The 24,253-nt window shown below is 52.8% G+C and carries 25 protein-coding genes and 1 tRNA gene; 6 read left to right on the top strand and 20 right to left on the bottom strand.

Annotation, left to right across the window (positions count from 1 at the left end; translation table 11 throughout):
• Positions 1-24 precede the first annotated feature (24 nt).
• Both V7028_RS12810 and V7028_RS12805 read right to left on the bottom strand, forming a co-directional pair.
• Positions 25-1,188, bottom strand: coding sequence for a fatty acid desaturase (locus V7028_RS12810; RefSeq protein ID WP_334120472.1), 1,164 nt, complete (start codon positions 1,186-1,188; stop codon positions 25-27).
• Positions 1,189-1,284: 96 nt separating this feature from the next.
• Positions 1,285-2,193: a recombination-associated protein RdgC gene (locus V7028_RS12805; protein ID WP_334120471.1), complete on the bottom strand. Its 909-nt coding sequence runs from the start codon at positions 2,191-2,193 to the stop codon at positions 1,285-1,287.
• A 106-nt stretch (positions 2,194-2,299) separates the two neighbouring features.
• Here V7028_RS12805 and V7028_RS12800 point away from each other — a divergent pair, with 106 nt between their 5' ends.
• Positions 2,300-2,560: a hypothetical protein gene (locus V7028_RS12800; protein WP_334120470.1), complete on the top strand. Its 261-nt coding sequence runs from the start codon at positions 2,300-2,302 to the stop codon at positions 2,558-2,560.
• Here V7028_RS12800 and V7028_RS12795 read toward each other — a convergent pair.
• The 13 genes from V7028_RS12795 to ahr all read right to left on the bottom strand — a co-directional run bounded on the left by V7028_RS12795 (position 2,557) and on the right by ahr (position 15,409).
• The gene (locus V7028_RS12795; RefSeq protein ID WP_334120469.1) at positions 2,557-3,174 is read right to left on the bottom strand and encodes a hypothetical protein; all 618 of its coding nucleotides are present in this window, start codon (positions 3,172-3,174) and stop codon (positions 2,557-2,559) included. The two genes, V7028_RS12800 and V7028_RS12795, sit on opposite strands and share 4 nt — an antisense overlap.
• A 7-nt stretch (positions 3,175-3,181) precedes the next feature.
• Positions 3,182-3,763: a hypothetical protein gene (locus V7028_RS12790; protein ID WP_334120468.1), complete on the bottom strand. Its 582-nt coding sequence runs from the start codon at positions 3,761-3,763 to the stop codon at positions 3,182-3,184.
• A gap of 152 nt (positions 3,764-3,915) precedes the next feature.
• A complete protein-coding gene (locus V7028_RS12785; protein WP_334120467.1) occupies positions 3,916-4,446 on the bottom strand; it encodes a YcbK family protein in 531 nt (176 codons plus the stop codon).
• Positions 4,447-4,448: 2 nt separating this feature from the next.
• Positions 4,449-5,450, bottom strand: a complete 1,002-nt coding sequence (locus V7028_RS12780; protein ID WP_334120466.1) for a hypothetical protein — start codon at positions 5,448-5,450, stop codon at positions 4,449-4,451.
• A 69-nt stretch (positions 5,451-5,519) separates the two neighbouring features.
• Positions 5,520-6,071, bottom strand: a complete 552-nt coding sequence (locus tag V7028_RS12775; protein ID WP_334120465.1) for a type 4 pilus major pilin — start codon at positions 6,069-6,071, stop codon at positions 5,520-5,522.
• Between the two features lie 117 nt (positions 6,072-6,188).
• Positions 6,189-7,340 (bottom strand): type II secretion system F family protein, encoded by a 1,152-nt coding sequence (locus tag V7028_RS12770; RefSeq protein WP_334120464.1) that lies wholly within the window; start codon positions 7,338-7,340, stop codon positions 6,189-6,191.
• A 2-nt stretch (positions 7,341-7,342) separates the two neighbouring features.
• Positions 7,343-9,073, bottom strand: coding sequence for a GspE/PulE family protein (locus tag V7028_RS12765; RefSeq protein WP_334120463.1), 1,731 nt, complete (start codon positions 9,071-9,073; stop codon positions 7,343-7,345).
• Positions 9,074-9,075: 2 nt separating this feature from the next.
• Positions 9,076-9,645, bottom strand: a complete 570-nt coding sequence (locus tag V7028_RS12760) for a hypothetical protein (RefSeq protein WP_334120462.1) — start codon at positions 9,643-9,645, stop codon at positions 9,076-9,078.
• Positions 9,635-10,927 (bottom strand): type 4b pilus protein PilO2, encoded by a 1,293-nt coding sequence (locus tag V7028_RS12755; RefSeq protein WP_334120461.1) that lies wholly within the window; start codon positions 10,925-10,927, stop codon positions 9,635-9,637. Before V7028_RS12755 ends, V7028_RS12760 begins: the two co-directional genes overlap by 11 nt.
• A gap of 14 nt (positions 10,928-10,941) precedes the next feature.
• On the bottom strand, positions 10,942-12,708 hold the full coding sequence (locus V7028_RS12750; RefSeq protein ID WP_334120460.1) for a hypothetical protein: 1,767 nt from the start codon (positions 12,706-12,708) through the stop codon (positions 10,942-10,944).
• Positions 12,709-12,711: 3 nt separating this feature from the next.
• A complete protein-coding gene (locus V7028_RS12745; protein WP_334120459.1) occupies positions 12,712-13,398 on the bottom strand; it encodes a TcpQ domain-containing protein in 687 nt (228 codons plus the stop codon).
• A gap of 167 nt (positions 13,399-13,565) precedes the next feature.
• Entirely contained in the window at positions 13,566-14,045 is a 480-nt protein-coding gene (locus tag V7028_RS12740; protein ID WP_334120458.1) for a hypothetical protein, read from the bottom strand.
• Positions 14,046-14,407: 362 nt separating this feature from the next.
• Positions 14,408-15,409, bottom strand: coding sequence for an NADPH-dependent aldehyde reductase Ahr (ahr, locus tag V7028_RS12735; protein WP_334120457.1), 1,002 nt, complete (start codon positions 15,407-15,409; stop codon positions 14,408-14,410).
• A gap of 90 nt (positions 15,410-15,499) precedes the next feature.
• On the opposite strand from ahr, the gene V7028_RS12730 reads away from it, so the two are divergent.
• Entirely contained in the window at positions 15,500-17,614 is a 2,115-nt protein-coding gene (locus tag V7028_RS12730; protein ID WP_334120456.1) for a molybdopterin oxidoreductase family protein, read from the top strand.
• A 15-nt stretch (positions 17,615-17,629) separates the two neighbouring features.
• Here V7028_RS12730 and V7028_RS12725 read toward each other — a convergent pair whose 3' ends face one another.
• Together V7028_RS12725 and V7028_RS12720 are read right to left on the bottom strand one after the other, a co-directional pair.
• Positions 17,630-18,379, bottom strand: coding sequence for a putative 4-mercaptohistidine N1-methyltransferase (locus V7028_RS12725; protein WP_334120455.1), 750 nt, complete (start codon positions 18,377-18,379; stop codon positions 17,630-17,632).
• A 6-nt stretch (positions 18,380-18,385) separates the two neighbouring features.
• Positions 18,386-19,714, bottom strand: coding sequence for an SUMF1/EgtB/PvdO family nonheme iron enzyme (locus V7028_RS12720; protein ID WP_334120454.1), 1,329 nt, complete (start codon positions 19,712-19,714; stop codon positions 18,386-18,388).
• A 76-nt stretch (positions 19,715-19,790) separates the two neighbouring features.
• On the opposite strand from V7028_RS12720, the gene V7028_RS12715 reads away from it, so the two are divergent.
• Positions 19,791-20,324 carry a hypothetical protein gene (locus V7028_RS12715; RefSeq protein WP_334120453.1) on the top strand — a complete coding sequence of 178 codons (534 nt, stop codon included), beginning with the start codon at positions 19,791-19,793 and terminating at the stop codon, positions 20,322-20,324.
• A 1-nt stretch (position 20,325) separates the two neighbouring features.
• Here the strand turns inward: V7028_RS12715 and V7028_RS12710 are convergent, their stop codons facing one another.
• A complete protein-coding gene (locus V7028_RS12710) occupies positions 20,326-20,931 on the bottom strand; it encodes a TetR/AcrR family transcriptional regulator (RefSeq protein ID WP_334120452.1) in 606 nt (201 codons plus the stop codon).
• Positions 20,932-20,937: 6 nt separating this feature from the next.
• A complete protein-coding gene (locus tag V7028_RS12705; protein ID WP_334120451.1) occupies positions 20,938-21,381 on the bottom strand; it encodes a winged helix-turn-helix transcriptional regulator in 444 nt (147 codons plus the stop codon).
• A 104-nt stretch (positions 21,382-21,485) separates the two neighbouring features.
• On the opposite strand from V7028_RS12705, the gene V7028_RS12700 reads away from it, so the two are divergent.
• The gene (locus V7028_RS12700) at positions 21,486-22,307 is read left to right on the top strand and encodes an oxidoreductase (protein WP_334120479.1); all 822 of its coding nucleotides are present in this window, start codon (positions 21,486-21,488) and stop codon (positions 22,305-22,307) included.
• Positions 22,304-23,566: an NADH:flavin oxidoreductase/NADH oxidase family protein gene (locus V7028_RS12695; protein WP_334120450.1), complete on the top strand. Its 1,263-nt coding sequence runs from the start codon at positions 22,304-22,306 to the stop codon at positions 23,564-23,566. Before V7028_RS12700 ends, V7028_RS12695 begins: the two co-directional genes overlap by 4 nt.
• Before the next feature lie 45 nt (positions 23,567-23,611).
• On the opposite strand, the gene V7028_RS12690 is transcribed toward V7028_RS12695, so the two are convergent.
• Positions 23,612-23,688 (bottom strand) — tRNA-Met (locus V7028_RS12690).
• Between the two features lie 252 nt (positions 23,689-23,940).
• Here V7028_RS12690 and V7028_RS12685 point away from each other — a divergent pair.
• The coding region (locus V7028_RS12685) for a KUP/HAK/KT family potassium transporter (RefSeq protein ID WP_442918742.1) at positions 23,941-24,253 on the top strand (313 nt) is incomplete at its 3' end.

Below are 24,253 nucleotides of genomic sequence, written 5' to 3'. Positions count from 1 at the left end.
GCATGCCGTTGCAATCGGGTCAAATCAAATAGCCATCGCCGGTTTTTGAACCTGATTCACCAAGGCTTGCAGGCGCTTGCGCTGCAGGCGCATTTCAACTTCCATGGCTTTGAACTTGGCTTTGTAAGCCGCCAGGGTTTCGCCGTTCTTCAAGGCGGTTTTGGTGTCTTGGTACCAGGCTTCTTTCAGTTTGGCCCATTCTTGCAAGGCTTGGCTGAAGTGTTCATATTCCTGCGCCAGGCGGGCCTTCATTGCATCCACATGCGCTTGCATGGCAGAAGGGTGCGCCAGCATTTTTTCTTCAGCACGTTTGAATTGCATGGCAATGCGGGCCTTTTCAATGGCAAAGGTGTCGCAACGCTTCAGGTTTTTGGTCAAGCCCACGAATGACAAACCAGCGATCAGCCACTTGGTGGGGTCGATGTGATACCACTTGATGCCGTTGCGGTAGTCGTACTGAAACAGGTGGTGGTAGTTGTGATACCCCTCACCGTAGGTGAAGATGGCCAGAATGTCGTTGTCACGCGCTGTGTTTTCATCGGTGTAAGGGCGGCGGCCCCACATGTGCGCCAGCGAATTGATGAAGAACGTGGTTTGATGGCACCACACAAGGCGCAACAGACCGCCCAGCAGCATGACGCCCCACAGGTCGCCTACCAGAAAACCAATCAGGGCAGGGAACAGGAAGTTGATGCCCAGCGCCAGCGCAGTGTAATGCTTGTGCTGGAACATCACCAACGGGTCTTTCAGCAGGTCGGGTGAATTGCTCAGGTCTTCCTTGCCGGATTCGTATTGGCGAATCATCCAGCCCATGTGTGAAAACCAGAAGCCGCGCTTGGCAGAATAGGGGTCGTGCTCGGTGTCGTCCACATGGCGGTGGTGGGTGCGGTGGCCAGAAGCCCAAATCAGCACACTGTTTTGCACGGCCATGGTGCCGAAGAACATCAGCATCACGCGCACGCTCCAGTGGGCTTCGTATGTGCGGTGTGCCCACAGGCGGTGGTAACCGGCGGTAATGGCAATACCATTCAGAATGGCCAAGACCACGAAAGATACCCAGGCAGCTGTGCTGTAGTCGTTGAACCAGGCGTAGGCCGGCACAAGAATCAATGCAGCAATAGTGGTTCCGAACAAGGTGATTGCGCCGGGCCAGTGGATTGGGCTATTGGGGTCAACTCGAGTGGTCATTGAAGGTTGGTTTTTACCAGTTGGTTCAAAGGATACCGAATCATACTGATTCTTCTGCCTTTCCATAAGCCCAATTTAAATATTTAATAATTGTTTTTATTTCGTTGTGGCGGTACCGGTTAACTCGCCACCCAGTACATCAATCAGGTTTGGTATCAATTTTCGTAGTTCGCCTGTCATCAGGGCGACATCTGTATCAAATGCGTCGTCATCTGCGCTTAATGCGGCCTGTTCCTTGATCACGTCCAGCGGGGCAAGTCGCTTCACTTGTAGGTTCTCGTGCAGCACGAATGAAACCTTGTCTGCCCAGGTCATGGCCAGCCGGGTCACATCCTTTCCACCCTTGATGTGTTTGGCAATTTCATCGGCCTCCGGCGTGTGCTTCACATAGCGCACAGTGGCCGCCTGTTCACCACGGCTTTTCAGTTCGCAGTCCTGGTCTACTGTGAAAGGCGGTGGGTTGTCATTTTCCGCCAGCCAAGTGGTCATGGCCACGGTGGGTGAAATTTTGGTTTTTACAAGGGCCATGCTGACCCCTTCGACACACTTCATCAGCATGCCCACCAGTTCATCGGCCTTGGCCGGGCTGGCCGCGTCAATTACCAACCATTTCCCGTCGGTGTCGATCCACGCATTAATTCGGCTGCGAATTGCAAATGCGCGGGGCAGCAGTTCATCGGTCACCGCTTCCTTGATTTCCTTCATCTGCTTGCGGCCCGGCTTGTAACCCTCGCGTTCCTCAATTTCTGCAGCGCGTGCCTTGGTGAACTGGTTGATCACGGTGGCGGGCAGCAGCTTTTTTTCCAGACCCAGCGATATCAGCAATTGATTGCCGGTTTTGTGTACAAACGGTTCACCCTCGGCCTTGGGTGCAACCCAGCCGCGGGTTTGCAAATCCATGCCGCCACAGGCTTGCAGGGCCTGTTTGGCCAACTTGTCTTCCAGTGAATCGGGTGTTTCTTCCCACTTTGTGAGGTGAAAGATGAACAGGTTTTTAAACCACATGGCAGGTGTCCGTCGTGTTGGGAAAGGGGGGGTGAAGTGTAACGCAAAGCTTGTAATTTTTTACAGAAGTTGTACTGTGAAATGCCATGCCTTGGAGAAAGACCGCATGAAACTACAGCATCAGCAGAATCCGGGTCTTGTAATGCGGTCGCTTGCAATTGTACTTATTGTGTTGGCTATTCTCGTGGTAAGTTTTTGTGCCACCGTGATGACGGTCATCTACATGCATGCAGATGAAAAAGGCATGCTGCCAGCCATGTTCTCGCTGAGCGCCCAAACCACTCGGCCCGTTATCACGATTTTGCCACGCCAGCACCTTGCACCAAACGGCGACTCAGCCGACAAACGCCCGAAATACCAGATCTAGAAAATCACCCTGTCTGGGTGTGGGCCAATTTCATGCCGGTTGGGTTGAACGTCCAGAATCTTGACGCGGCGTGGATCAAAACTGGCGATGAAATGGTGTTTACCTTTCTGTGTGGTGGTCAATGAAACAGGATGCACCAACACCGAACATTTCAACAGGTCGAACACGGCGGGCAGGTGTTCCAGGCAATTGGGCATGAAGCGAAATGGCTTGCGCCAGTCGATCTCGTCCTCGTTCGCCAGAGTTTTCAGGGTGCTGCAATTGCGGTATACATCGGCCACGGCAGACACCACCTCTTTTGATACCCTGGACAAATTGACAAACTGCGCGGCAGATTCGTTGGCAATGTCGTCAAGGTGAACTACGCCAGATACTCTGGGTGTTTCAAGCCCCACGGTAACCGTGGCGGTGGAAAAGAAATATTCCTGCCGCTGCGCTTCGGCAAGCAATTCACCCAGCGCCAGGTAGGCATTGCGGTTGCCATACAAAGCGTTGAGGTAGGTTTTGGGCATGAGGCCATCCACCGGCAGCTTGTAGTCTGACAGTTTCAATTGGCTTGGCGGTGGTTTCTTGCCCGTCCACACTGCGATCAGTTTTACCTCGGTGTAGTCCATTGTTTTGTCACGATGCCAAATATTTGTACTTCAACGGGTACTTTTGCAGCAGCTGCTGCTGTGGATCAATGTTCTCAAGCGGTGGTGTCAAGCCACGTGCGCGGTACTCCTGGTGAACAATGTCCAGCCATAAATAACACACTTCAGGTTCTTCCATGCCACTGCCCAGCATGTGGCGCATGCGTTCCAATACGATGCCAACCTGCGGTGTGGCATTGCCCGAACCACTTAACCAGCGGTAGCCTGAACCTGCGCTGCGACCCAGCAACTGGCCGAAGGAGCTTTCATTGACCATGTTCTTGCCAAAGACACGCTGGAACATTCGGTAGGTGTCTTCAAGGCTTAATTCATTGTTCAATGGTACGAGGAATTCATGTGTCTCGTAGAGCCTCAAAATGAGGGCCACCGTGGGGTCCAGGAGTTCCTCTTTGGAATTGCCTTCTACAGGGCGAACAATGGAATTGAACTTTGCCTGTGTGCTGATTCCGAACAGTGCGCACATTTTTGACACCGTTAAACCATAGCGCTGCTTGAAAAGGTGCAGAAATGCACCCGTGCGTGGCTGGTTTATGTGTTGGATCTGAGGCATTTCATGTCGCTATTGAATCTGGTTTCTTAGTATTGATACGGAGAACGAAGCAAGCAATAAGTAATTTGCTTCTGCGTTTTTTATCCCTGTAAAAAGGAACGGGGAAGTGGTATTCCAGGTTGACGAGTTATATTTTAAGTAATTGAAAACAATTAGTTTTTGTTGTTCCAGGTGACGGCTTTCTCGCGTATGTCAAAATGCACATGGGTGTGATAAATTCCGACCCCTCCAAATGCGGGGTACTGTAGTATTTTTGCCAATTGGTCAATGTTCACACCAACTGGTTTGATGTCCATTGCAAAAAACTGCCCTGTCGAATCTGGCAAATGCCTGGAGTTTCTTGCTGCACCCTCCACCACAGAATTGGTCTGGCGCGTGCGCAAGCCCGATGTAATTTCAAAAACGGTGTAGGCGTGGTGTTCTGCCAAAACAAGTTGCGCCCATGCGGCCAATTGCAGCATTTCAACATTGGGCACGCCAACCCGGTTGGCCCGCAGGTCACGAAGCAGCCATGCAGCGGTTTGGTAGCCTTCGGCTGTACTGAAATCGATCTGGAAACGGTCTTGCCCGCGTTGCACATCCAGCAGGGTGTAACTGGGTACCTGCGTTGAATGAGCCAATGAGCCCAAACTGCCTAGTAGCGTGCCTGCAGTTGCCCCCAATAAAAACTGTCGCCTTTTCATGTTCAGGGCACAGCGGGTGGGGTGCAAGCCTGGTTACCGTTTTGGCAACAGCTGCTGAGAATGGACAACTGGGCTGGCGGGTTCGCGTTTGGGTTGTACACACAGCGAATGAATGCGCTGCCGCCCGCGCCCGCGCCGCCACCCGTGTCGGCGTCCACTGCCACAAAGCGGTAACCCACGGGCGTGTCATTGAAAATAACCGTGCTGCAGGAACTGGTGCTTTGCACCCAGTTCAAGGTTCGGTTGCCTCGGCAAAAGTCGACATCAGGGATCGGGTTGCGAACATCGTATCGGGAAGCCAATGCACCCACGCGCACGCCGGGCAAGCCTGCAAATGTTGTCGAATCGGTTGCGCCATCACCATCTATGTCCAGGTCAATGGTGAAGTTGCCGCCTGCGCTGCTGGCGGGTGTATTGGGCCGTAAGGTGACAAAACCGTTGCCACCCATGAAACTGAGCATGTCGCCGGCAATGTCGCTGTCGAATTCACCCGTTGCGGCACTTTGGCCACCAATGGTGACTGGCTGGCTCAGGGTGATGTAGCCCTCGATGCGGCAGTTGTCTGCGGCCATGGAGCAGCCTGCCGGAAGTATCGACAGGCGGGTAATGAATTGGCCGTCCGATGCAGCAGGGCGGTTGGTGAAGCTTTCAGGAAGCAGGCCCGCGTCAATCAGGTTCTGGATGGTGGGGGTTAACTTGCTGCCCTCGTTGCCGCTGGGCGCGTCTTCCGGGATCAATACGTCGGTAATTCCGTCATTGTTCAGGTCGATTTGAAGGTCGCCGGGGGCTGACAAGCCGCGCCGGTACAAATCGGTGTAGGAATTCAGTGCATTGCCCACCTGGTTCAGCTGGTCTGCCTGTATTTCGGCCACCGATGTTTTGGCTGAGCGAGCCTGTTGTTGAACCACTGCAAATGCGATGATGGCACTGATGATCAAAACCAGGGCAAGCTCGATGCTGAGAAAACCGGGGTACTTTCTGTAGTTTTTCAGTGAGTCAAGCATGTGAAACCCGCCTTGATTCAAACGACAAGGGGACAGTGCTGTCCCCCTGGTTTACTTCGTGAGCAATAATTAACGACGGCCGAAGGTCATGGCGAGAGTCACAGGCGCACCTTGATCACCACAAACTGTTGATGCTTGCGTCAAAGTCAAAGTTCCGTCGACAGCAGCCACCGTGCCACCAGTGCCTGTTGTTGGAGTTCCCGTGATTGCTGTTATTCCATTTGATACCGCCAATACAATATCTGAGCACTGATCAGCCTCAACGCCGGTCCATGTCAGAGTAGCGTTGTCGGCATCGGTACCCACCAAGGTAACAGCTGCATTGTAGCTATTTGGCAGGGCGTTACCGCTTTGATCGGCGGGTAATATTGCCAGTTGGGCGGCAATCTCTGTGGTCAGTCCCGTATAACCAGAAGTGGAACCTACTTTTTGCTTCGACTCACTGATGATTTCAGTAATTTGCTTGATGTTGTCCTGTACTTCCGTACGGCGCGCGTTGTTCTGGAATGCAATGAAAGCCGCAGCAGCCACAATCGCAGCAATGATCAGGCCAATTGACACTTCAATCAGGGTAATACCGCTTTGTTTGCGGCGCATATTCAGTGTGTGCGATGTGATCATTTTTCCGGTTCCTCTTCGAAGGGGTACTAAGTGTTAAATGTTGATAAATAAGTTCCGTATATATATCAACAGACGAATTAATTGTAGTTCAAATGTGTTTGGTGTCAAGCACTTATTTCAGCGCATTCTTTGCATGCGTTTTACCGGGTCCAGTTCCTCTGTCATGCTTTGGCTGATCGACAGCTGCCCCACATAAAGAAACACCACCACAGCCGCAGCAGCGCTCAGCAACACGGCATTCAAGCCTTTGGCTGTATTGCCAATTTCATTGCGAATGTCTTCACCGCCTTCGGTGCCCAACTGGATCAAAATCTTGTCAAACTGGGGGTTGTTTCGAATCGTGGTGGCCAGGCGCGCAAGCAACTTCGGGCTCATCAAGCCCTTGCTGAATGCGGGTATGTAGTCGGTGGGTGCCACGTTCAGGTGGTTCATGATCTTTTTCAGGTGCCAGCGCATCCACGGGTCGGCGTTGCGTTTCAGGGTTTCCAGTGCAGATGACAAAGTGGCACCGCTTTTCAGCAGCACCGCCAACGATGTCACCAGCAGGCTGACCTGAAAGTCGCGGTAAATCGACAAGGGCAACAGAAATGGGGCCACTGGAAACAGCAGAAACCCCCAGCCTTGTGGTACTTGTTCCAGCGTGCTTCGCACATTGCCTTTCCAGCGGGGCAGTGAATAGGTGAAGGCAACAATGGCACCAATTACACCGAGCACGATCATTCCGCCATGTGATGCAAGCGTTTCAGCCACCATGCGAACGGACATGTTGAAGGGTGTCCACACCTCGGGCGGGGCCACTTTCACAATGATTGGGATCGACTGCGTGGCCAGTACATAGCTGAAGCCTGCCACGCCCGGGATCAACACCATGGGTGGAAAAATTGCTTTCCAGATCACGCTTTTGGCGTCTTTTTGCGATTGAATTGCAGCCGCCAGGGCGCGAAGGGTTCCCGGCTTGTCTTTGGCCTCATCGACTGCGGCCAGCATCATGCGGTCATTCTGGGGCATCACGGTGCCCAGAATCTGGCTGATCAGAAAGTCATCGCCCAGGCTCAGCTTGCGAACCATCAGCTTCAATGCGGCTTCGCGGCTGCTGTTGCGCGTGCGCTTGTGGCGTGCAATTTTCAGTTCTTCTTCCAGAAAGGTTTTGAACTGTTCCTTGTTTTCGATCGATTTGGCCAATTGTTCATAAAACGCCTCTCGCTTGCCGCGAAAGTCCATCAAGTTAATGGCGTTGAACAGGTTGCTCAGTTTTTTTTTGAAATTCATGTTCAGGTATAGGTCGCTGTTTCGGCGCGGTCGGCGGCGTTCATGATTTCGAAGCGGTCAAAGCTGTCGAAACGTTCGCAGTGGCGAGGATCTACTTCTCCTAGAAGGGCTTTGTGCAGGGTGTGCTCGAACACGGTTTTTCCGTCCATGTTCTCTGATTTAAAGTCGCCGTTTGATTTCGATCGGTAGTACATCATGGCTTCGTAATCTTTGCCCTGGCGAATCAGGTTCAGCCATTTCCGGTCCGGGGTCAAAATTTCAGCTACCACGCTCAAGCCCGCAGTGCCACGGTGTTTGCACTTGTGGCAGCCCCCCTGTTTCTTGAAGTAAAACTGTTCACGTTCCAGCGCAAAGCGGGTTTCCAGTGTGTCGAGCAGCTCGAACACGTGCTCTGCATCCTGCATGTCTTTCTGGAACAGGCGGCCACCAATTTTGCAGTGCGGGCACAGTTTTGGAACCAGGGCCTGGTACACCAGCAAGGTGAGAATGTTCGGGTTGGTCAGCACGTCACGGCTCATGCCGATTTCTTCGTTGGTCAGGCGCGGCACGATGCCTGAAACCAGGTGTGCGTGTACGGTTCCACAAGCCATGTGCCCGGTTTCAACAATTTGCTGGGCAGAAATTGCAGTGGCAGGGTCCCGAATTTCACCCATCAACACGCAGCCGGGGTCAGCACGCATCAAGCCTGCAACCACCTCGGCATATTTTGCTGCCGAGCCCTTTCGGTCCAGCAAGTCGCGCTGAATTGGAATTTGGTGAACGCCACGCAGCGGGTATTCCACCGGGTCTTCAATCGAGTAGAAAGCATCGGTGCCATTGCCCGGATGTGTTTCGATGAATGTTTTAAGCGTGGTGGTTTTACCCGACCCAGTCACACCGGCAAAAATGATGGTGCCCGATGGGGTGTTGGATGCACTTTTCAGTTGTTTGATGTGTGACGGCGCATAACCCAGTTGCTCATAGCTCAGGGTGGGTGCATCAATGTCCACATACAGCAAACGGCACACCACCTTGATGCCCGCCCATCCGCGAATTGATTGATAACGCATGGCCACGCGCTTGCCACCTACTTCCCGGGCGGAAATCATGCAGTACAGGTTTTCGCCTACGGAAAACTGGCTGTTGCTGTTTGAACCCTTGCCGGAAGCATTGTTGTAAGCCCAGGCTACGGCGCGTTCAGCTTGCAGCGGGGTGTATACACCGCCTTGCTGGTCGCGCAGAAATTCAAGCTCTCCGTCAACTCGCAGTTTCACTTCAGCAATGTTGTTGACCACCTGTACGTGAATGTCAGTGGCACGTTCTTGCACGGCCAGTGCCACCCACGATTCAAAAATTTCCTTGGCTTTGGATTGCGACAAGCCATGGTCTTCTTCTTTGTCTGCTGCATCAACATTGGTGCGGGCGTTTTCAATCAGGTGTTCAATTACACCGCCGCCGCAGGCAATTTCAGGGCGCTCAAATGAAAACTTTTCGGCGATCAGTTTGCCCCGCAAGTGCGAGATAAAGGGGCGGATCAGCACAATTTTCTCGGCGTCGTACAGAATGATTGCGCGCTTCACGCCGGTTTCAATTGCGCACACGTATTTTTCTACAGCAGCAGGCAATTTCATCAAAGCGCCCGCACTTCCGTCTGTCAGCACGCGGGAAAACGCAGGCAGTTCACTCAGCTTTTCAACTTTGAGTGATTTTTCAGCCTGATTGGCCAACACGTTCAATGCAAGGTCACGTTTCATGTTCAAAATCTCACTTGTGCACCCACGGAAACATGTTGGGTGTTGCCGTTGCTTGCGACCAGTTCAAGGCCGCTGTTGCTGATTCGCCTGACATTGAATTTGCCCAGTTGTTCACCCTCGCGAAGGGTGCGGACATTGCGCCCTGCGGTTTGAATTTCTGCGGTCATTGCGCCAGCAGTGCCGTACACGCCAAGCAGGGTGTTGGGGCTGATTGCGGTGGCCGGTTTGCTTGTTCTGCTTGGGTTGGTGCTTGCAATTTTTACCGGGACAACTGTTGATTGCGGTTTGCTCGCTGCGCTTGGCGCGGCTTTGCCGCTGTCCTTCAATGCGGTGATCAGTTCTTCGCGCATTGCTTTTTCTTCTTGCAGTCGTTGAATTTCAGCCAGTGTCTTGATGTTCAATGGCACTGATATGCCATTCAAGTTGATGTTCTCCACGGGTGTTACGGCTGTTTTGTTTTCAACTTTTGCGGTGGTGGTTTCGGGCAATGCTGGTGTGGCGGTGTTCTGTGCATGGCTGTTCATCACAGCCAGCAGAACTGCACCACCCAGCAGAAGTTTCTTAGTATGCATAAAGTGCTCCCTTCAATGTCACCATTACGGCAGCATCAAGATTCTTGGGTTCGATCTTCATCGAAATCTGGTTCCAGTAAATTCCGGATGGATAACGATCCAGAAAGTCTTTCATCAAGGTCAAGCTGCCGGTCACTTCGGTGGCATGGCGGTTCACAGACACATTGGGTGGGATGCTTTTAAAACCAGCCGGCCAGGTTTGTCCCTGCGTGTCTACCTTGAATTGAAGTCCGGCCTTTTGCCAGGCCTGCTGTTCAAGGTAAAGCAGGTCGCTGGCGGTTTGTTTGTTCGGTAAATCTTGCAGGCGGTCAATGCCCTTGGTCTTCATGTCGTATGAAAACGAGAACTTGAGCTTGTTCACATCTTTCGGGTCAGGGTTGGCTTGCTGGTTGTTCAAGAAGCTCACCAACTCTTGGGTGTAACCACCTTGCGTTTGCCAAATGCTGGCGCACTTGCCCAGGTTGCACTGAATGCTTTCAAGCAGCCAGCCGCGTGCCATGAATGGTTGTTCGCTCAGCAGGTCAAGCATTTCGATTGCATCGGTATTTGCAAGCCCCACATTGCGCTGGTCGACCGCCAGCTTGTTCAAATATTGGGGCGTTTGAATGCTGGCCTGTGCCTGTTTCATGCGTTCTTCGCGTGCACTGGCTTCCAGGTATTCATTGCCGCCATACAAACCACCGGCCAGCACTAGCACCACTGCCAGCACGCCCGATGCCTTGATCAGGTCTGTGGGCAAACCAGTCAATGCATGTTTGCTGTTGAACGTGCCCAGTTGGGTTGCAATATCCAGCGGCAGGGCGCCCGGAAACAGTTCAGTCGCGTTGCTGTAAACCTGGTATTCAGAACTTTCGATGGACCCGTTGGTGTAGGTGTTGATGGTACTGGTCACCTCGGCATCGCTGCCGATCAGGTCCATGGAGGGCGCACCCTGCTCAATCACCACCAAGGCCAGTTGGCCTTTCTTCAAGCCGTCTTCAATGCGTATGGCGTAAATGGCATGGTCGTCCGGGCCGCTTTGCGATGCAAGCATGCCTGCAAGGCTGAACACCTGCCCGGTGCGTTCTTCATCGGAAATGTCGGGGTCGTAGTTGTACAGCCCCAGGTATTCACTTTGGCTGCCCTTCAGCAAAATATGCTTGGTGGCGTCAATGCGGTCCGCGTATTCCCGAATGTCTGCAATGCGCTTGCTGTAGCCCGAGCGCGCCATGGGCTGCCAGTTCAGGCCCGCAATATAGGCCTTCTTGCCAACCTGATGAACAACTGCAGACTGCTCGGCCATGGTCGCTCCAATTCCTACAGCACCACGGCGCGAACCAGAACGATGAAGTTCTCGCGCATGGTGGACAGGTTGCGTGAACCGCCTGCAGCCAAAGGTGCTTGCTCGGTCAGTTTGCGTTCAGAGAAACCGGACACATCGCGTGACAATCCGGTGATGGCCATCACTTCGCCGGGGCGCAGTGCAATGGTGTACTGGTCAGAAATGCTGCTGGTGTTGGGTGTTTGCACACGTTGCAGTGTTTCGCCTGCGCCTGTTGTAATTTCAAGCAGGCTGGTCAGGTCGGACAGGCTGATGCCCATTTTCAACATGATGGTGTTGTTGTCGAGAATAAACGGCATGGCAGCGAATTGATCGCCCGTGGTGATCTCGTCGGTGGTCAAGCCGGGCACGCCTGTGCCGCCACCCAGTGCGCCGGAAGATGCCGGTTTTGTTTCAGACAGGTAGCCTGTGGTGGTTAGCCGTGCTTTGCGCGCCCACTGCCTGTTCAGTGCCACCAGTGAAATAGGGCGGTGCTGAACATTGTCGCCAATCTCGTTCAGTGCCTGCAAAATTGCAGAGCTTGTTCCAAAGCGCTGGTTGGTCTGGGTGTTTGGTGGTGTTTGGCCTGGAATGAATGTTTGCAGGTTTTCGGGAATGACCAGGCCGATCAAACCCGCCTCGGGTGCAACCAGTGTGTCTGGCGATGTCAATCCAATGCCGTATCGCTGCGAAAGGCTTCTGAAAAACACATCCCAGTTCACGCCCTGTTGATCGTCTTTTCTGGACATGACCGAATAAATGTCCAGTTGCACATGCACCTGTTTCAGCATGTTGGCGTTTTCACCGCGAATCAGGTCGCGCACTTGCGTTTGCATGTCGCGGCTGGTTTTCACCATCACACGCCCAGTGCCTTCAGCCACAATCACTTCCGATCCCGGAACCGATGCCACCATGCGGTTGATCACATCCAGAATGCTGGTCTGGCTGTCAATCTTGCCTTTCTCAGTCACGCTCAAATTTGAATTGCTTTGCACTTGAGTACCGCGAACCCGGCCTTGCGTGCCGCTGCTCATGGCGTATTCGTAACCGTTTGGAAACGATGCCAGTTCATACATTGCTGTGGTGTAACGCATGATGACAATCGAGTTGTCGCGGTATTCCCAGGACAAGCCCAATTTGTCGGCGGTGCTGTTCAGGAAGTCGATCAGCGTGCCATCCCAGTTCATGGCCACGGCGCCCACGGTTGTTCTTGGTGCCAGTGCCACACTGTTCACCGCAGCCGGGGTTTCTACCGGTACAGGCTTGGCGTCAGCCGGTGCTGCAACGGGCGGTAACTGGCGTGCGCCACGCCGTGGTTCAGCACTTACCGGTACATTGAAAACATCTTGCTGAATGCGAACAGGAATACCAACCATTTGGGTAAGGCGTGCGGCCACCGTGTTCAAGTCAACAGGGCGGCCTTTGTCCGCGAAGTTCATTTTGTAGGTTTCGTGGAAAACCGCCGGCAGCTTGTCGTCGTCATTCACATGAACGAAGGTGCCGCCAATCCAGCTTTTGCTGGCGCGTTTCAACACCTTGGCATTTTGTTGTTGCCGGGCTTGTTCGTCGGCGTACTGTCGACCACCGCGAAATGTACCGTTGGTTGGCAGTGTGCTGTTGACCTGCTCAACTTTATTGACCCCCGATTGATTGTCGGCCTGAACCTCAGCCTGGATTCTGGGCCCCGTACACGCCGTAGTGCCAAGGCTTAATAAAGCCAGTACTGCGGTGTAAATCAATGTATTTTTTGTGGGTGTCTTCATGATTTATCGGCACTCTTCTTTTTGATCGCCCAGGCGGGTAATGCGCAGCAGGGGTGGCTCGTTGTTGTACACGCAAGCTTCAAGCGGATATTCGCTGTTCTTGATGCCTGGTGTTTCCAGCACCTGCTCAACCGCGTATTCAAACGTGCCGGAAAAGGTGGTGCCCGCAGCAATCAACACGTAGCGGTCTGCGTCCCAGCGAAATGTGTAGCCAGCTTCTTTCGCCCAGCGGCGAATGGCCTTGTCCAGGCGGCCATCTTCAACCTTGAGTTCCCACTGAATAGCGCGTGGCGTTACCACCAGTTTTGCACCCTCGGGTTTCATGGGCAGCGCGGCCAGCTGTTCGGCTTCCTGAATGACTTTGGGGGGCAGGTCAACGATGTACATGTCTGAGGCCGGGGCCTGCATGGCCAGTTGAATGTTCAGGCTTTTCGCGGGCTTTACGGTTGGTACGGGCGGTTCAAGTAATGACTGTTTCACAGCGGCCATGGCGACCATTCGCGGTTGCGGGTCGGGCGCCGTATGCCGGGCCAGTTCAACATTGCGCGAAAGCAGTTCATCGGCGAAATAGGGCAACGCGGGGTCCGGGTTGCTGTGCAGGGCGGCGGCGGGTGGGGCAACTTCCACTGCAACACTCACGGTGGTGTTCAGTGCCATCAAAAGCATGGCAAGCCCAAGGGCAAATTCCATAGTCGTTTCACCTCTGCGTATGGATCAATGTATTAAAGCTTCTGGAAAAAACCGGCAGGCTGGTTTTCCAGGCTTTAAATAAATTCGAATATAAATCAATATACGAAATAATTTTAAATCCGGCAACGCATTAAATGTCCTTCTGCGCTGGTGGGGGGCTGGCTGAATTAACCTTGGTAGATTGCTTCCAGCCACTGATTGCCTTCATGCGGGCTGTAATGCACCAACAGGTAGGCTGCTGTTTCAAGCACGGCCAAATTGGAAGCTTGTTCTTCCACATGGGCTTCCTGATTCAGATTGTCAAATTCTTGAATACACACCTTGAGCAACTCGCCAATCAAGTGTGGAATGGGCTTTGTCGTTTTTACTTTTGGGCGCAGTTCGAAATAAGCGTTCATGAGGCCGCGAAAGTAGTGCCAGGCAGCACCTTCAGTTTCGGCCAGACCTTGAAGAATGAATGGCAGGCTCAGGTTCAGCAGACCCGTGTCTTCGATGTGCGCAGACAATTCACTGTATTCACAATCGCAAGGGTCTACAGGGTGGTGCGCCCTGAAGTAGGCGATAGCGCTTTCTGCCTCTTGACAAAATAGCGACACACCCGCCGGGTTTGTTGCTGTTCTTTCAAATGCCTTTGTGTGTGTGCCCATGTGCTTGGCTCTTGCTTGTTTGGTTGTTGAATACTTGCCCGTTTCTGTTACACCAACAAGTGTTGAATGAACAAATGTTTGAAAAAAATCACATTTATTGTCATTTCATGTAACTTTGCTTACAAAAATTGCAACAAATTCTAAGTGTTTAAATGAATTAATCATCGAAAACTCATGATTTATAAAGGTATTAATTTCCTTTTTTAAGTCATTTTCATCTGGATATTCCTTGCTGCTTTTGTAGTCCCCTCACCGAGCTTTCGGTCTTTCGCCGTATTTCAAGTTATTCAGTATCCTCTGTGACAGATTCCCCCCCATGCGCAATTAAATCAATCACACCAAAGGGTAGGGAGGGGGGGTAGCTATCGAGACAGCACCACCCGAAAGCGGGGGCTGCCATTGCGTACCTTCTCCAGTGCGTCATTGATCTGGTCAAAGCCGAAGGTTTCAACAATGGGCTCAATGTTGTGCAAGGCAGCAAATTCAAGCATGTCCGAAATGACACGGGGGCTGCCCACAGGCGAGGATGAAATAGTGCGTTGCTGCCCCATCAAGCCAAACACGCCAATGTCTAAAGGCTCCAGTACGGCGCCCAAAAAATGCAACCTTCCTTTTGGAGCCAACGTGGCGATATAGGCATTCCAGTCAAGCTTCACATTAACGGTCGACAAAATCAGGTCGAACGATCCAGCTGCTTTCTTCAGGGCAGCGGGGTCTTTGCTGTTCAACACATGTTGTGCACCCATGCCCAACAGTTCATCGGTTTTGGATGCATTGCTGCTAAAAGCCGTTACCTCGCAGCCCCAGGCCTTCAGAAACATCACCGCCATGTGGCCCAAGCCACCTACGCCAATTACGGCCACCTTGCTTTGTGGGGAAATGTTGAATTGCACCAGCGGGTTGTACACGGTAATGCCGCCGCACAACAGTGGGCCAGCGGTTGCAGGGTTCACGCCAGCCGGAATTTTTACCGCGCTGATGGCTTGCGCGCGCACTTTGTCCGCAAAACCGCCATGCCTGCCCACAATGGTGCCCTTGGCCGTGCTGCACAGGTTGTGGTCGCCACCCATGCACATTTTGCAGTTTTCACAGTAGCCCGAGTGCCAACCCAAACCGACCACGTCGCCAATGGCCAAATGGCCAACGTGGCTTCCCAGTTTGCTGACACGCCCAATAATTTCATGGCCTGCCACCATAGGGTATTTCGCCCGGCCCCAATCGTTGTCAAGCATGCTGACATCGCTGTGGCAAATACCACAGTGGTCCACATCAATTTCCACGTCGAATGCGCCCAGTTCGCCCGGGTCGTATTGATAAGGTTGAAGTTTGCCTTTGGCCTCGAAGGCGGCGTATGCATTAATCATGTGGTCTCCCGTTGTTTGCTTGATGGTATTACACCTTCAACAGTAGTATGTAAGTAGAGGTAATAAATTGAAAATTCAAGGAGAGCCGCTTTGCAAACCCATCGCCGTGCGTGCCATTTGTGCGAAGCCATTTGTGGCTTGAAAATTGAAGTGGAAAACAATCAGGTTGTTTCCATCAAGGGCGATGAGCAAGACCCCTTTAGCCGTGGGCACATTTGCCCCAAGGCGGTCGCACTGAAAGACATTCAGGAAGACCCTGACCGCTTGCGGATGCCGGTTAAGAAGGTCAACGGGGTCTGGGTGGAAACTTCCTGGGAAGACGCCATTGAGCTGGCCTGCGAAGGGCTGTTTCAAATTCAGCAACAGTACGGTGCCAATGCCGTGGGTGTTTACCAAGGCAACCCGAATGTGCATAACTGGGGGTTGATGACGCACAGTGCCAACTTTCTGGGCTTGCTGAAAACGCGCAACCGGTTTTCCGCCACCTCGGTGGACCAGTTGCCCATGCAGTTGCTCGCGTACTGGATGTTTGGTCACCAATTGTTGATCACGATTCCCGACATCGACCACACCGATTATTTCCTGATGCTGGGCGCCAACCCGATCGCATCCAACGGCAGCCTGATGACCGTGCCCGATGTGGCCAAGCGCATCAAAGCCCTGCAAAGCCGTGGCGGGAAGCTGGTGTTGATTGATCCCCGCCGAACCGAAACGGCAGAAATTGCGGACACCCACCATTTCATCAAGCCCGCCAGCGACGCAGCATTTTTGTTTGCACTGATCAATACCATTGTGGGAGAGGGGCTGACCCGTTTGGATCGTTTGGCCCCTTTCACAGAAGGCTTGTACACGGCATTGGGCGCAATTTCAAAAGTGACCCCGGAAGTGGCGCAAGCTGAGTGCGGCATTGATGCGCAAACCATTCGCCAAATTGCCCGCGATTTTGCCAATGCCGGAAAAGCGGTTGCTTATGGCCGGATGGGTGCTTGCACGCAACGGCATGGAACCCTTGCCCAGTGGGGCATTCAATTACTGAATCTGATCACGGGTAACACAGACCGCCCCGGCGGCAGCCTGGTGGCAAGCCCTGCGCTTGACCTGATTGCAGCACCGAACAGCAAGCCAGGCAGTTATGGGCGGTGGCACAGCCGTGTCAGCAACAAGCCAGAAGCGTTGGGTGAATTTCCCAGCGCCATCATTGCCGAGGAAATTCAAACTGAGGGGGAAGGGCAGATCAAAGCCCTGCTGACCATTGCAGGCAACCCGGTGTTGTCGACACCCAACGGCCAGCAACTCGACAAGGCAATTACAGGCCTTGAATTCATGGTGTCGGTTGACCTGTATATTAATGAAACCAATCGACATGCGAATGTAATTTTGCCCACCAGCGGCCCGCTGGAGCATGACCACTACGACTTGATCTTCAACATTTTTGGTGTTCGCAACCAGGCCAAGTACAGTGCCGCAACCCTTCCCAAACCTAATGGCTGTGTGGACGACTGGGAGCTGATGGACAAACTGGCCGCTTGTTATGCCGCAAAACTGGGCAAACCGGCGCGACCTTCCATGCCGCCTCAGATGATCCTCGACATGGGGCTGCAAATGGGCCCTTACGGCATGGCCAGTGAACACAAACTAAGTTTGGACAAACTGAAGCAGCACCCGGAGGGAATTGACCTGGGGCCACTTCGCCCAAGCTTTCCCGGCCGGCTGCAAACCACAGGCAAAACCATCCAGGCCGCCCCGGCGGAAGTATTGCAGGCGGCTGCCAGTTATGTGGCTTACCTGCTCAACCCCAATGAACGCGCAGTTCACGACATGATCTTGATTGGTCGGCGGCACATACGCAGCAACAATTCCTGGATGCACAATTCTGAACGGTTGGTCAAAGGCAAGAACCGTTGCACAGCCATGCTGAACCCCGTGGACGCAGAAAGGTTGTTGTTGGCTGAAGGTCAGCAAGTGCGTGTGATCAGCCGGGTCGGTGAGGTGAGCCTGCCAGTTGAAATTTCCGCGCATGTGATGCCTGGTGTGGTCAGCATTCCCCACGGTTGGGGGCACGACAGGAAAGGGATCCGGCAGCGCGTTGCTGCCGAACACGCAGGTGTCAGCTGCAACGACCTGACCGATGAACAATGGCTTGACGAACCCAGCGGCAATGCTGCCGTGAACGGTGTGCCGGTGAAGCTTGCCGTGGTGCCTTGAAGGCCCCGGCAAATGTTAAGCGGAGCGCCGTTCCCACACGCTCATTTCAGCAGTGCTGTGCTGGAATTTGCGCGCGGTTTCGCGAATAACAAAAGGCACATCACGCGGGGCAGCGACCAGCTTAAAGTGCGCATCAAGCACAATTTGCATGCCCTGCAACACCGTGCGTGGTTCACCGTTCACTGTCAAGCCGCCAATCCAGTTTTGCCTGGGCGTGTACTCGGTCAACAAGGTGTATGGCGAGCTGATCACCAACAGGCCGCCAGGCACCACGCGGTGCGGCAGGTCGTTCAAAAACGCGCTGGGGTTGTTCACCCGGTCAATCAAATTGCCCGCAAATATCAAATCGTACTGGGTGTGTTCACTGCCCAGCTGGCAGGCATCGCCCACTTCAAATTGAACCCTGTTTTTCAGGCTTTCGAATTCCGGCGCATTCAATGAAATTTCGACTGTGCGGCCCAGTTCGCCTTCATCGTGCAGGAAATAGGGCAATGTTTCGCTACACTTCAAGCGATTGGCCGCATCAATGAAACGCGATGACAAGTCAATTCCAATCACTGCATCGAATCCTTCGGCAAGGTCGAAACTGCTGCGGCCTACTGCACAGCCCAAATCCAGTGCTTTGCGGCGGGGGCGAGTGCCCATGAATTCGATGCAAAGCTGCGCGCAATGTCCCGGGTAGTTGGGCACGCCAAAGTAAGCACTGCCGTAATGAAAAGCCAGGTACTGGTTCAGTAATTCATCGGTTTCGTAAGGGTTGTTCATATGGGTTTATTTTGCACAGGTTCGAAAGCCGACAAACACATCGTTTCTGTCGGGCTGGTAGGCTTGGCGGTAAGTGCCGCGAATCAGGATTGACGATGTGGCACAGGACCCGCCACGCACCACCTTGTGGTCACCAAACTGCAGGGTGGACATGAACGGGTACATGTCCATCGTGAAGCCGCTGTACGGGAAGAACAGACTGTCCGTCCATTCCCACACCGTGCCAATCATTTGCCTGCATCCGAAGGGGCTGTCGCCTTGAGGCAAGGCGTGCACCGATTGGCGGGCCAGTGCGGCGCTGTCCATGTCCACGCGGTGGGGTTCCATCGTGTTGCCCCAAGGGAACTTGTTGAATGCGCCGTGTTCATGGTTGCCCAAGGCAGCCACTTCCCATTCAAATTCACTTGGCAAGCGCCGGTCTGCAAAGTTGCAGAAGGCTTGCGCTTCCCAATAACTGACGTGCTTTACCGGGAAGTCGGTTTGCAGGGGCAGCCATTGGTCGAAGTGGCGTTCCAGCCACTGGCCGTTTTCCTCTTTCCAGAAAAGGGGGTGCCGCGCCTTGTTGCTGTTGCGCCATTTCAGGCCAGCCATGCTCCACAGCGCGTCATTTTCGTACCCACCCGCCCGCACAAAAACCAGGTATTCTGCGTTGCAAACCAGCGTGGGCGACATTCGAAACCCTTTCATGTCGATCACAAAGCCTGGCTTTTCGTTGTCGAAGCAAAAATCATCGCCAGCAAAGTGCGCAGAATTTGCTGGCATGCCAATGCGGTAGCGCCCCACCGGAATTTCCACATCGCCCTGAATCCTGCTGCTGACTGGCGCTGCATTGTTGGTATTGTTTGCGCCCGGTGGCGGCGCGTAGGCCAGTGTTTGCCTGCACCACACCATCGACTCGATGTGCATGTTCAAATGAAAAATGGCGTACCTGTACAGGTACAAGTCGGCCTGGGTCAGCGGCTTTTCGAGGATCCGGTTTCTAACCCTTGCAAACGTGTCGTCAAAGTAACGCAGGGTGTCGGGTTTGTCAGGAAATAATCCTTCCTGCCAGCGGTCCTCGTGGGCCAACTCAAAAGAATCCCAAATGTCGTCCAAGGCGGGGTTGTACGAGGGCGCCTTGTCAAGATTTTGCAGAATAAAGCGTTCGAAGAAAAAAGCCGCGTGCCCCACCTCCCAGACTGGCGGGTTGATGCCGGGGAAATAAGGCACCTTCACCTGGCCATTGTTCAGCGTGTTCAGTAGTGCAAGGGCGCGTTCACGGCTTTGATCAAGTGCGCAGAGCAAGGTTTGCTGGTCATTCATGGCGGGCGTAATGCGAGTACTACTTGAAAGCATTATATGCTTCTGGAGAATTTCACGCGCCAGGCGTATGCTGAAGCGTAGTTTTCGCTACCTATAATAAGGAATTGACATGACCCTCCCTTCCATCTCCCGTAGCGTGATAGTGGCCATGACCACACTCATCATTGCCTGCAATAGTGCGTATGCCGAAAAACCTGACAAAGGAAATGGCAATGGCAATTCAGGAAAGAACAAATCAGAACAGCAACAAAAACGTGGCGGTGGGCCTGATCACGGTGTTAAAAAAGCTGACAAGGGCTCAGGCAAAAACTCAGACACAAGCAATGTATCGGTGTCATTTAACTTTGGCAGCAGCGAGACCCGTATTGTGCGCGACTACTATGGTGGCCAGGTTGCCAAGGGCAAGTGCCCACCCGGTTTGGCCAAAAAGGGCAACGGCTGCCAGCCCCCCGGGCAGGCCAGGCAATGGCAGAAGGGGCGTGCGTTGGGTAGCGATGTTCGTTACTACGACATACCCAATGAACTGCGGATTCGCCTGCCAGTGCCGCCGCTGAATCACAAGTATGTGCAACTGGGCACCGACCTGCTGCTAATCGCCGTGGGCACAGCCATTGTGGTGGATGCGATTGACGGGATTTTTTAAACTATTGTGTGGTACCCCTTGGTTGAAGCCCCGTGCCGATTCGATCCAGCACGTGATCTACCAGGTTTTTTAAAACTGACTCCCGCACCGGCAATTTGTCGGTCAGCGGGTTTTCCAGCAAAGAAACCAATCCATGCAAGCACGACCAGATGAACATGGCATCGGCTTGCGGGTCCAGTTCGCCGGCTTCAGGGTTTGATTTTTTGATCAATTCCAATTGATCCCGAAGTAGCAAAAATGAATACTGCACCTGCTTCAACACCTCGCCTCCCATGCCATTGCCCGCTTGGTATTCGTTGAACATCAAGCGATAACGGTGCGGATAATTCAAAGCATAGTGAATGTAGGCCACACCCATGGACCGAAGGTTTTTCCATTCGTAGTTACCTTTTGCGCGCTTGTCCAGTGTTTCAGAAAATTGCCTGAAACACGCCAAGGTCATTGTTCGCAAAAGATCGTCTTTGCTTTTGAAATGTCGATAAGGCGCCTGGTGCGAAACACCCAGATCGCGCGCAATCGCCCGCAAGCTCAAATCATTGATTTGCCCGCTGTCGAGTTCATTGAAGGCCAAGGTCAGGCATCGGTTTTTCAGGTCATCTTCATCCATCTGATCCTAGCCCTCTTGGGGGGGGGTAATCCGTATCGGACGGGTTCCTATTTTTGCTCCCGTGGACTCATCAATCGCCACCGGTCTGATTTCCGTTCCTGCTTCTGCATCAAAAAACTGCACTAGCTTACCGCCGCCGCGGTATTTGCGGCCCCAAGCGCCAATCATGAAAAGCACCGGCAAAAAGTCCCGACCCGCCTCGGTCAGCAGATATTCCTCCCGTGGTGGGTGTTCTGAATAGCGACGCTTCTCCAGCAATCCCTCTTCAGTCAATACCGAAAGGCGCTTGGTCAGTATGGTCGGTGCAATGCCAAGACTTTTGCGGAATTGGTCAAAACGGGTAACGCCTGCATGCGCATCGCGCAATATCAAAATGCTCCATGCGTCACCGACGAAAGCAAGGCTACGTGCGATCGGGCAGGGGCTTTCTGAAATATTTTTACTGTCCATACTGTTTTGATAGTGACTTTATTTAAAATTACGAGTAGAGTTAGTTTTGTTTTGATAGTAACAATTTGCCAGCCAGAAATCTACTCACCATGGAGATTTAAATGATGAACAAGAACAAAGGACCTGTTGCCCTGGTAACAGGTGCATCCTCCGGTATCGGGCTAATCACAGCACAAAAGTTGGTGGCAGCCGGTTACCGTGTCTACGGCACCAGCAGGCGTCCAACCCCCGCCCAGCAGCGCTCTTTTGAAATGTTGCCACTTGACGTAGACAAAGATGAATCTGTTGCAGGTTTGGTGAATCAAATTATTGGGTCAGCTGGTCGCATCGACCTTCTGGTCAACAATGCAGGGCGTGGTTTGTCGCCAGCCGGTGCAGAAGAGTTTTCTCTTGATCAGGCGCAATCCATTTTCAACACCAATTTTTTCGGTGTTGTTCGCACAACAAACGCCGTTTTGCCTCACATGCGCAGTCAGGAAAGCGGGCGCATCGTGAACATCGGTTCGGTGCTGGGGTTCATGCCCATGCCTTACATGGCTTTTTATTCAGCAACAAAATATGCGCTCCGGGGTTATTCCGAATCCCTCGATCACGAGCTTCGGTATATGGGTATTCGGGTGTCTGTGATCGAACCCGCTTTCATGAAAACGGCCATTGAAGTGAATTCAGCGCAAGCCGAATTCCAGATGGACGAGTATCAAGACATTCGCACTGCCTTTGAGGGGCGTCTTGCAGAAATGCTTGATTCAGCAGAAGACCCAAGTGTGGTGGCCAACGTCATTCTCAAAGCAGCACAAGAACCAAATCCGCGCCTTGCTTATACGGCAGGTACAGCGGCAGCCCGCCTGAAAATTATGAGCACGGTGTTGCCTTCACGTTTTCTGGACACCGGAATTCGCAAACATTTAAGACTGAGAACACGATGAACCCGCTTGCCAACACTGAACCCAATTTGTTAAATCGCCCATTCGTGTTGCCCAGCGGCGTTCAATTGCCGAACCGGTTGGCCAAGGCATCCATGAGCGAAACGCTAGGAACCTACGACAACCATGCCACATTGAAAATCGTTGAGCTGTATCGCCGTTGGGCGAAATCCGGAATCGGCCTGATGTTCACGGGAAATGTCATGATTGATCGCCGAGCCTTGGGCGAGCCCGGAAACATTGTTATTGAAGATGAGTCAGATTTGCCGATACTGAAGCAATGGGCCAGCGCCGCCAGGGAAGAGGGCGCCTCATTGTGGGTTCAGTTGAATCACCCAGGCAAGCAGTCGCCCAAGGGCTTGAACAAATTTAATCTGGCACCTTCAGCTATCCCTTTTCGGCAAGACATGGCGGCATTTTTCCTCACACCGCGTCAAGCAACTGACGCTGAAATTGAAGACATCATTTACCGTTTTGGGCGCAGTGCCGCGATATGCAAGAAGGCCGGGTTCGGCGGCGTACAAATTCATGGTGCGCATGGCTATTTGATCAGCCAGTTCTTGTCGCCCCATCACAATCAGCGAACCGATCGGTGGGGTGGTAGTGCGGAAAATCGTCGGCAGTTTGTGATGGCTGTTTATGCAGAAATTCGTCGTCAGGTCGGTCCCAACTTTCCTGTGGGCATAAAGTTGAACTCAGCCGACTTTCAGAAAGGCGGATTCACTGAAGAAGAATCCATGGCGACCATTCACGCCCTTTCTGAAGCCGGAATCGATCTCATCGAGATTTCAGGTGGAACCTATGAAGCACCCGCCATGAGTGGCATGGTGGAGCAAACCAAAACAGCTTCTACCTCAAATCGTGAGGCTTATTTCCTAAGCTTTGCTGAACGGGTAAGAACGCAGATTAAAACGCCGTTGATGGTCACCGGCGGTTTTCGAAGTTATGCCGGCATGAATGCAGCGCTGCAATCGGGTGCGCTCGACCTTGTTGGTTTGGCTCGCCTGCTCGCCATTGACCCAGATGCACCGAAGGCATTGCTCGATGGTAAGGATTGCAATTATCAGGTGCGACCCATTTCCACGGGCATCAAAGCGATCGACAAAATGGGTATCATGGAAATACTTTGGTATTCCCGCCAGTTGAAACGAGTTTCTGAAGGGCGCAGTACAAAGCCCAATGAAAGCGGACTCTGGGCTTTCCTGAGTTCGGTGATAAAAAGTATCTGGGGAACCAACAGAACGCAAAGGTTGCGGGCTTGAAAAGCAAAAAGCCCAACTCCGAAGAATTGGGCTTTTTGCTTTGTTTGGTTGCGGGGGCAGGATTTGAACCTACGACCTTCGGGTTATGAGCCCGACGAGCTGCCAGACTGCTCCACCCCGCGTCTGAAGCTGAAATTCTACCATTTTTTAGGGGTCTCTGTCGAGGTATACCTTCAAATGGAGTTGAAATAAGCGGTTTTTTGGGGCAAATAAGACTCCTGAGTCAGGCTGTATAAGGAGTAACATATTGCCGTGCAACATCACCTTAAGGTTTTGAGATGTCGATTAGCAATCCAGAATTTTCAAGTTCCACGCTTTTAAATCCCGTAGAGGTTCATGGGCCTGAGGGCGAGCATAAAAAAAGCCTCGGCGTAATGATGCTTGCGGCAATCGGCGTGGTCTTTGGAGACATTGGTACTAGCCCACTCTACGCGCTGAAGGAATGCTTTGATCCACATCATGGGATCGCATTTACGCCCGAGGCACTCTTTGGCGTGATCTCCATGATGATCTGGGCATTGATTTTGGTAGTGACGGTTAAATACGTCCTATTTGTGATGCGCGCTGACAATAAAGGTGAGGGTGGCGTTTTATCTCTAATGGCTTTGGCGCTGAGATCATTTGATAGCAAATCAAAAAGCTATTTCTTTTTGATGATTCTGGGCATGTTAGGCGCTTGCATGCTAC

The organism is Limnobacter sp., assembly GCF_036846585.1.
Lineage (GTDB): Bacteria > Pseudomonadota > Gammaproteobacteria > Burkholderiales > Burkholderiaceae_B > Limnobacter.
The sequence above is the reverse complement of the archived record's forward strand: the minus strand, read 5'-3'. Positions and strand labels throughout refer to the sequence as shown.

What these genes read in the sequence shown, in the direction of transcription:
- V7028_RS12785 (WP_334120467.1), bottom strand. Translation starts at nt 4,446, where the DNA reads ATGAAAAGGCGACAGTTTTTATTGGGGGCAACTGCAGGCACGCTACTA.
- V7028_RS12780 (WP_334120466.1), bottom strand. Translation starts at nt 5,450, where the DNA reads ATGCTTGACTCACTGAAAAACTACAGAAAGTACCCCGGTTTTCTCAGC.
- V7028_RS12715 (WP_334120453.1), top strand. Translation starts at nt 19,791, where the DNA reads ATGACCCTCCCTTCCATCTCCCGTAGCGTGATAGTGGCCATGACCACA.
- V7028_RS12725 (WP_334120455.1), bottom strand. Translation starts at nt 18,379, where the DNA reads ATGAACAACCCTTACGAAACCGATGAATTACTGAACCAGTACCTGGCT.
- V7028_RS12710 (WP_334120452.1), bottom strand. Translation starts at nt 20,931, where the DNA reads ATGGATGAAGATGACCTGAAAAACCGATGCCTGACCTTGGCCTTCAAT.
- V7028_RS12740 (WP_334120458.1), bottom strand. Translation starts at nt 14,045, where the DNA reads ATGGGCACACACACAAAGGCATTTGAAAGAACAGCAACAAACCCGGCG.
- V7028_RS12790 (WP_334120468.1), bottom strand. Translation starts at nt 3,763, where the DNA reads ATGCCTCAGATCCAACACATAAACCAGCCACGCACGGGTGCATTTCTG.
- ahr (WP_334120457.1), bottom strand. Translation starts at nt 15,409, where the DNA reads ATGATTAATGCATACGCCGCCTTCGAGGCCAAAGGCAAACTTCAACCT.
- V7028_RS12800 (WP_334120470.1), top strand. Translation starts at nt 2,300, where the DNA reads ATGAAACTACAGCATCAGCAGAATCCGGGTCTTGTAATGCGGTCGCTT.
- V7028_RS12745 (WP_334120459.1), bottom strand. Translation starts at nt 13,398, where the DNA reads ATGGAATTTGCCCTTGGGCTTGCCATGCTTTTGATGGCACTGAACACC.
- V7028_RS12700 (WP_334120479.1), top strand. Translation starts at nt 21,486, where the DNA reads ATGAACAAGAACAAAGGACCTGTTGCCCTGGTAACAGGTGCATCCTCC.
- V7028_RS12775 (WP_334120465.1), bottom strand. Translation starts at nt 6,071, where the DNA reads ATGATCACATCGCACACACTGAATATGCGCCGCAAACAAAGCGGTATT.
- V7028_RS12705 (WP_334120451.1), bottom strand. Translation starts at nt 21,381, where the DNA reads ATGGACAGTAAAAATATTTCAGAAAGCCCCTGCCCGATCGCACGTAGC.
- V7028_RS12760 (WP_334120462.1), bottom strand. Translation starts at nt 9,645, where the DNA reads ATGCATACTAAGAAACTTCTGCTGGGTGGTGCAGTTCTGCTGGCTGTG.
- V7028_RS12750 (WP_334120460.1), bottom strand. Translation starts at nt 12,708, where the DNA reads ATGAAGACACCCACAAAAAATACATTGATTTACACCGCAGTACTGGCT.
- V7028_RS12770 (WP_334120464.1), bottom strand. Translation starts at nt 7,340, where the DNA reads ATGAATTTCAAAAAAAAACTGAGCAACCTGTTCAACGCCATTAACTTG.
- V7028_RS12720 (WP_334120454.1), bottom strand. Translation starts at nt 19,714, where the DNA reads ATGCTTTCAAGTAGTACTCGCATTACGCCCGCCATGAATGACCAGCAA.
- V7028_RS12810 (WP_334120472.1), bottom strand. Translation starts at nt 1,188, where the DNA reads ATGACCACTCGAGTTGACCCCAATAGCCCAATCCACTGGCCCGGCGCA.
- V7028_RS12755 (WP_334120461.1), bottom strand. Translation starts at nt 10,927, where the DNA reads ATGGCCGAGCAGTCTGCAGTTGTTCATCAGGTTGGCAAGAAGGCCTAT.
- V7028_RS12805 (WP_334120471.1), bottom strand. Translation starts at nt 2,193, where the DNA reads ATGTGGTTTAAAAACCTGTTCATCTTTCACCTCACAAAGTGGGAAGAA.
- V7028_RS12695 (WP_334120450.1), top strand. Translation starts at nt 22,304, where the DNA reads ATGAACCCGCTTGCCAACACTGAACCCAATTTGTTAAATCGCCCATTC.
- V7028_RS12795 (WP_334120469.1), bottom strand. Translation starts at nt 3,174, where the DNA reads ATGGACTACACCGAGGTAAAACTGATCGCAGTGTGGACGGGCAAGAAA.
- V7028_RS12765 (WP_334120463.1), bottom strand. Translation starts at nt 9,073, where the DNA reads ATGAAACGTGACCTTGCATTGAACGTGTTGGCCAATCAGGCTGAAAAA.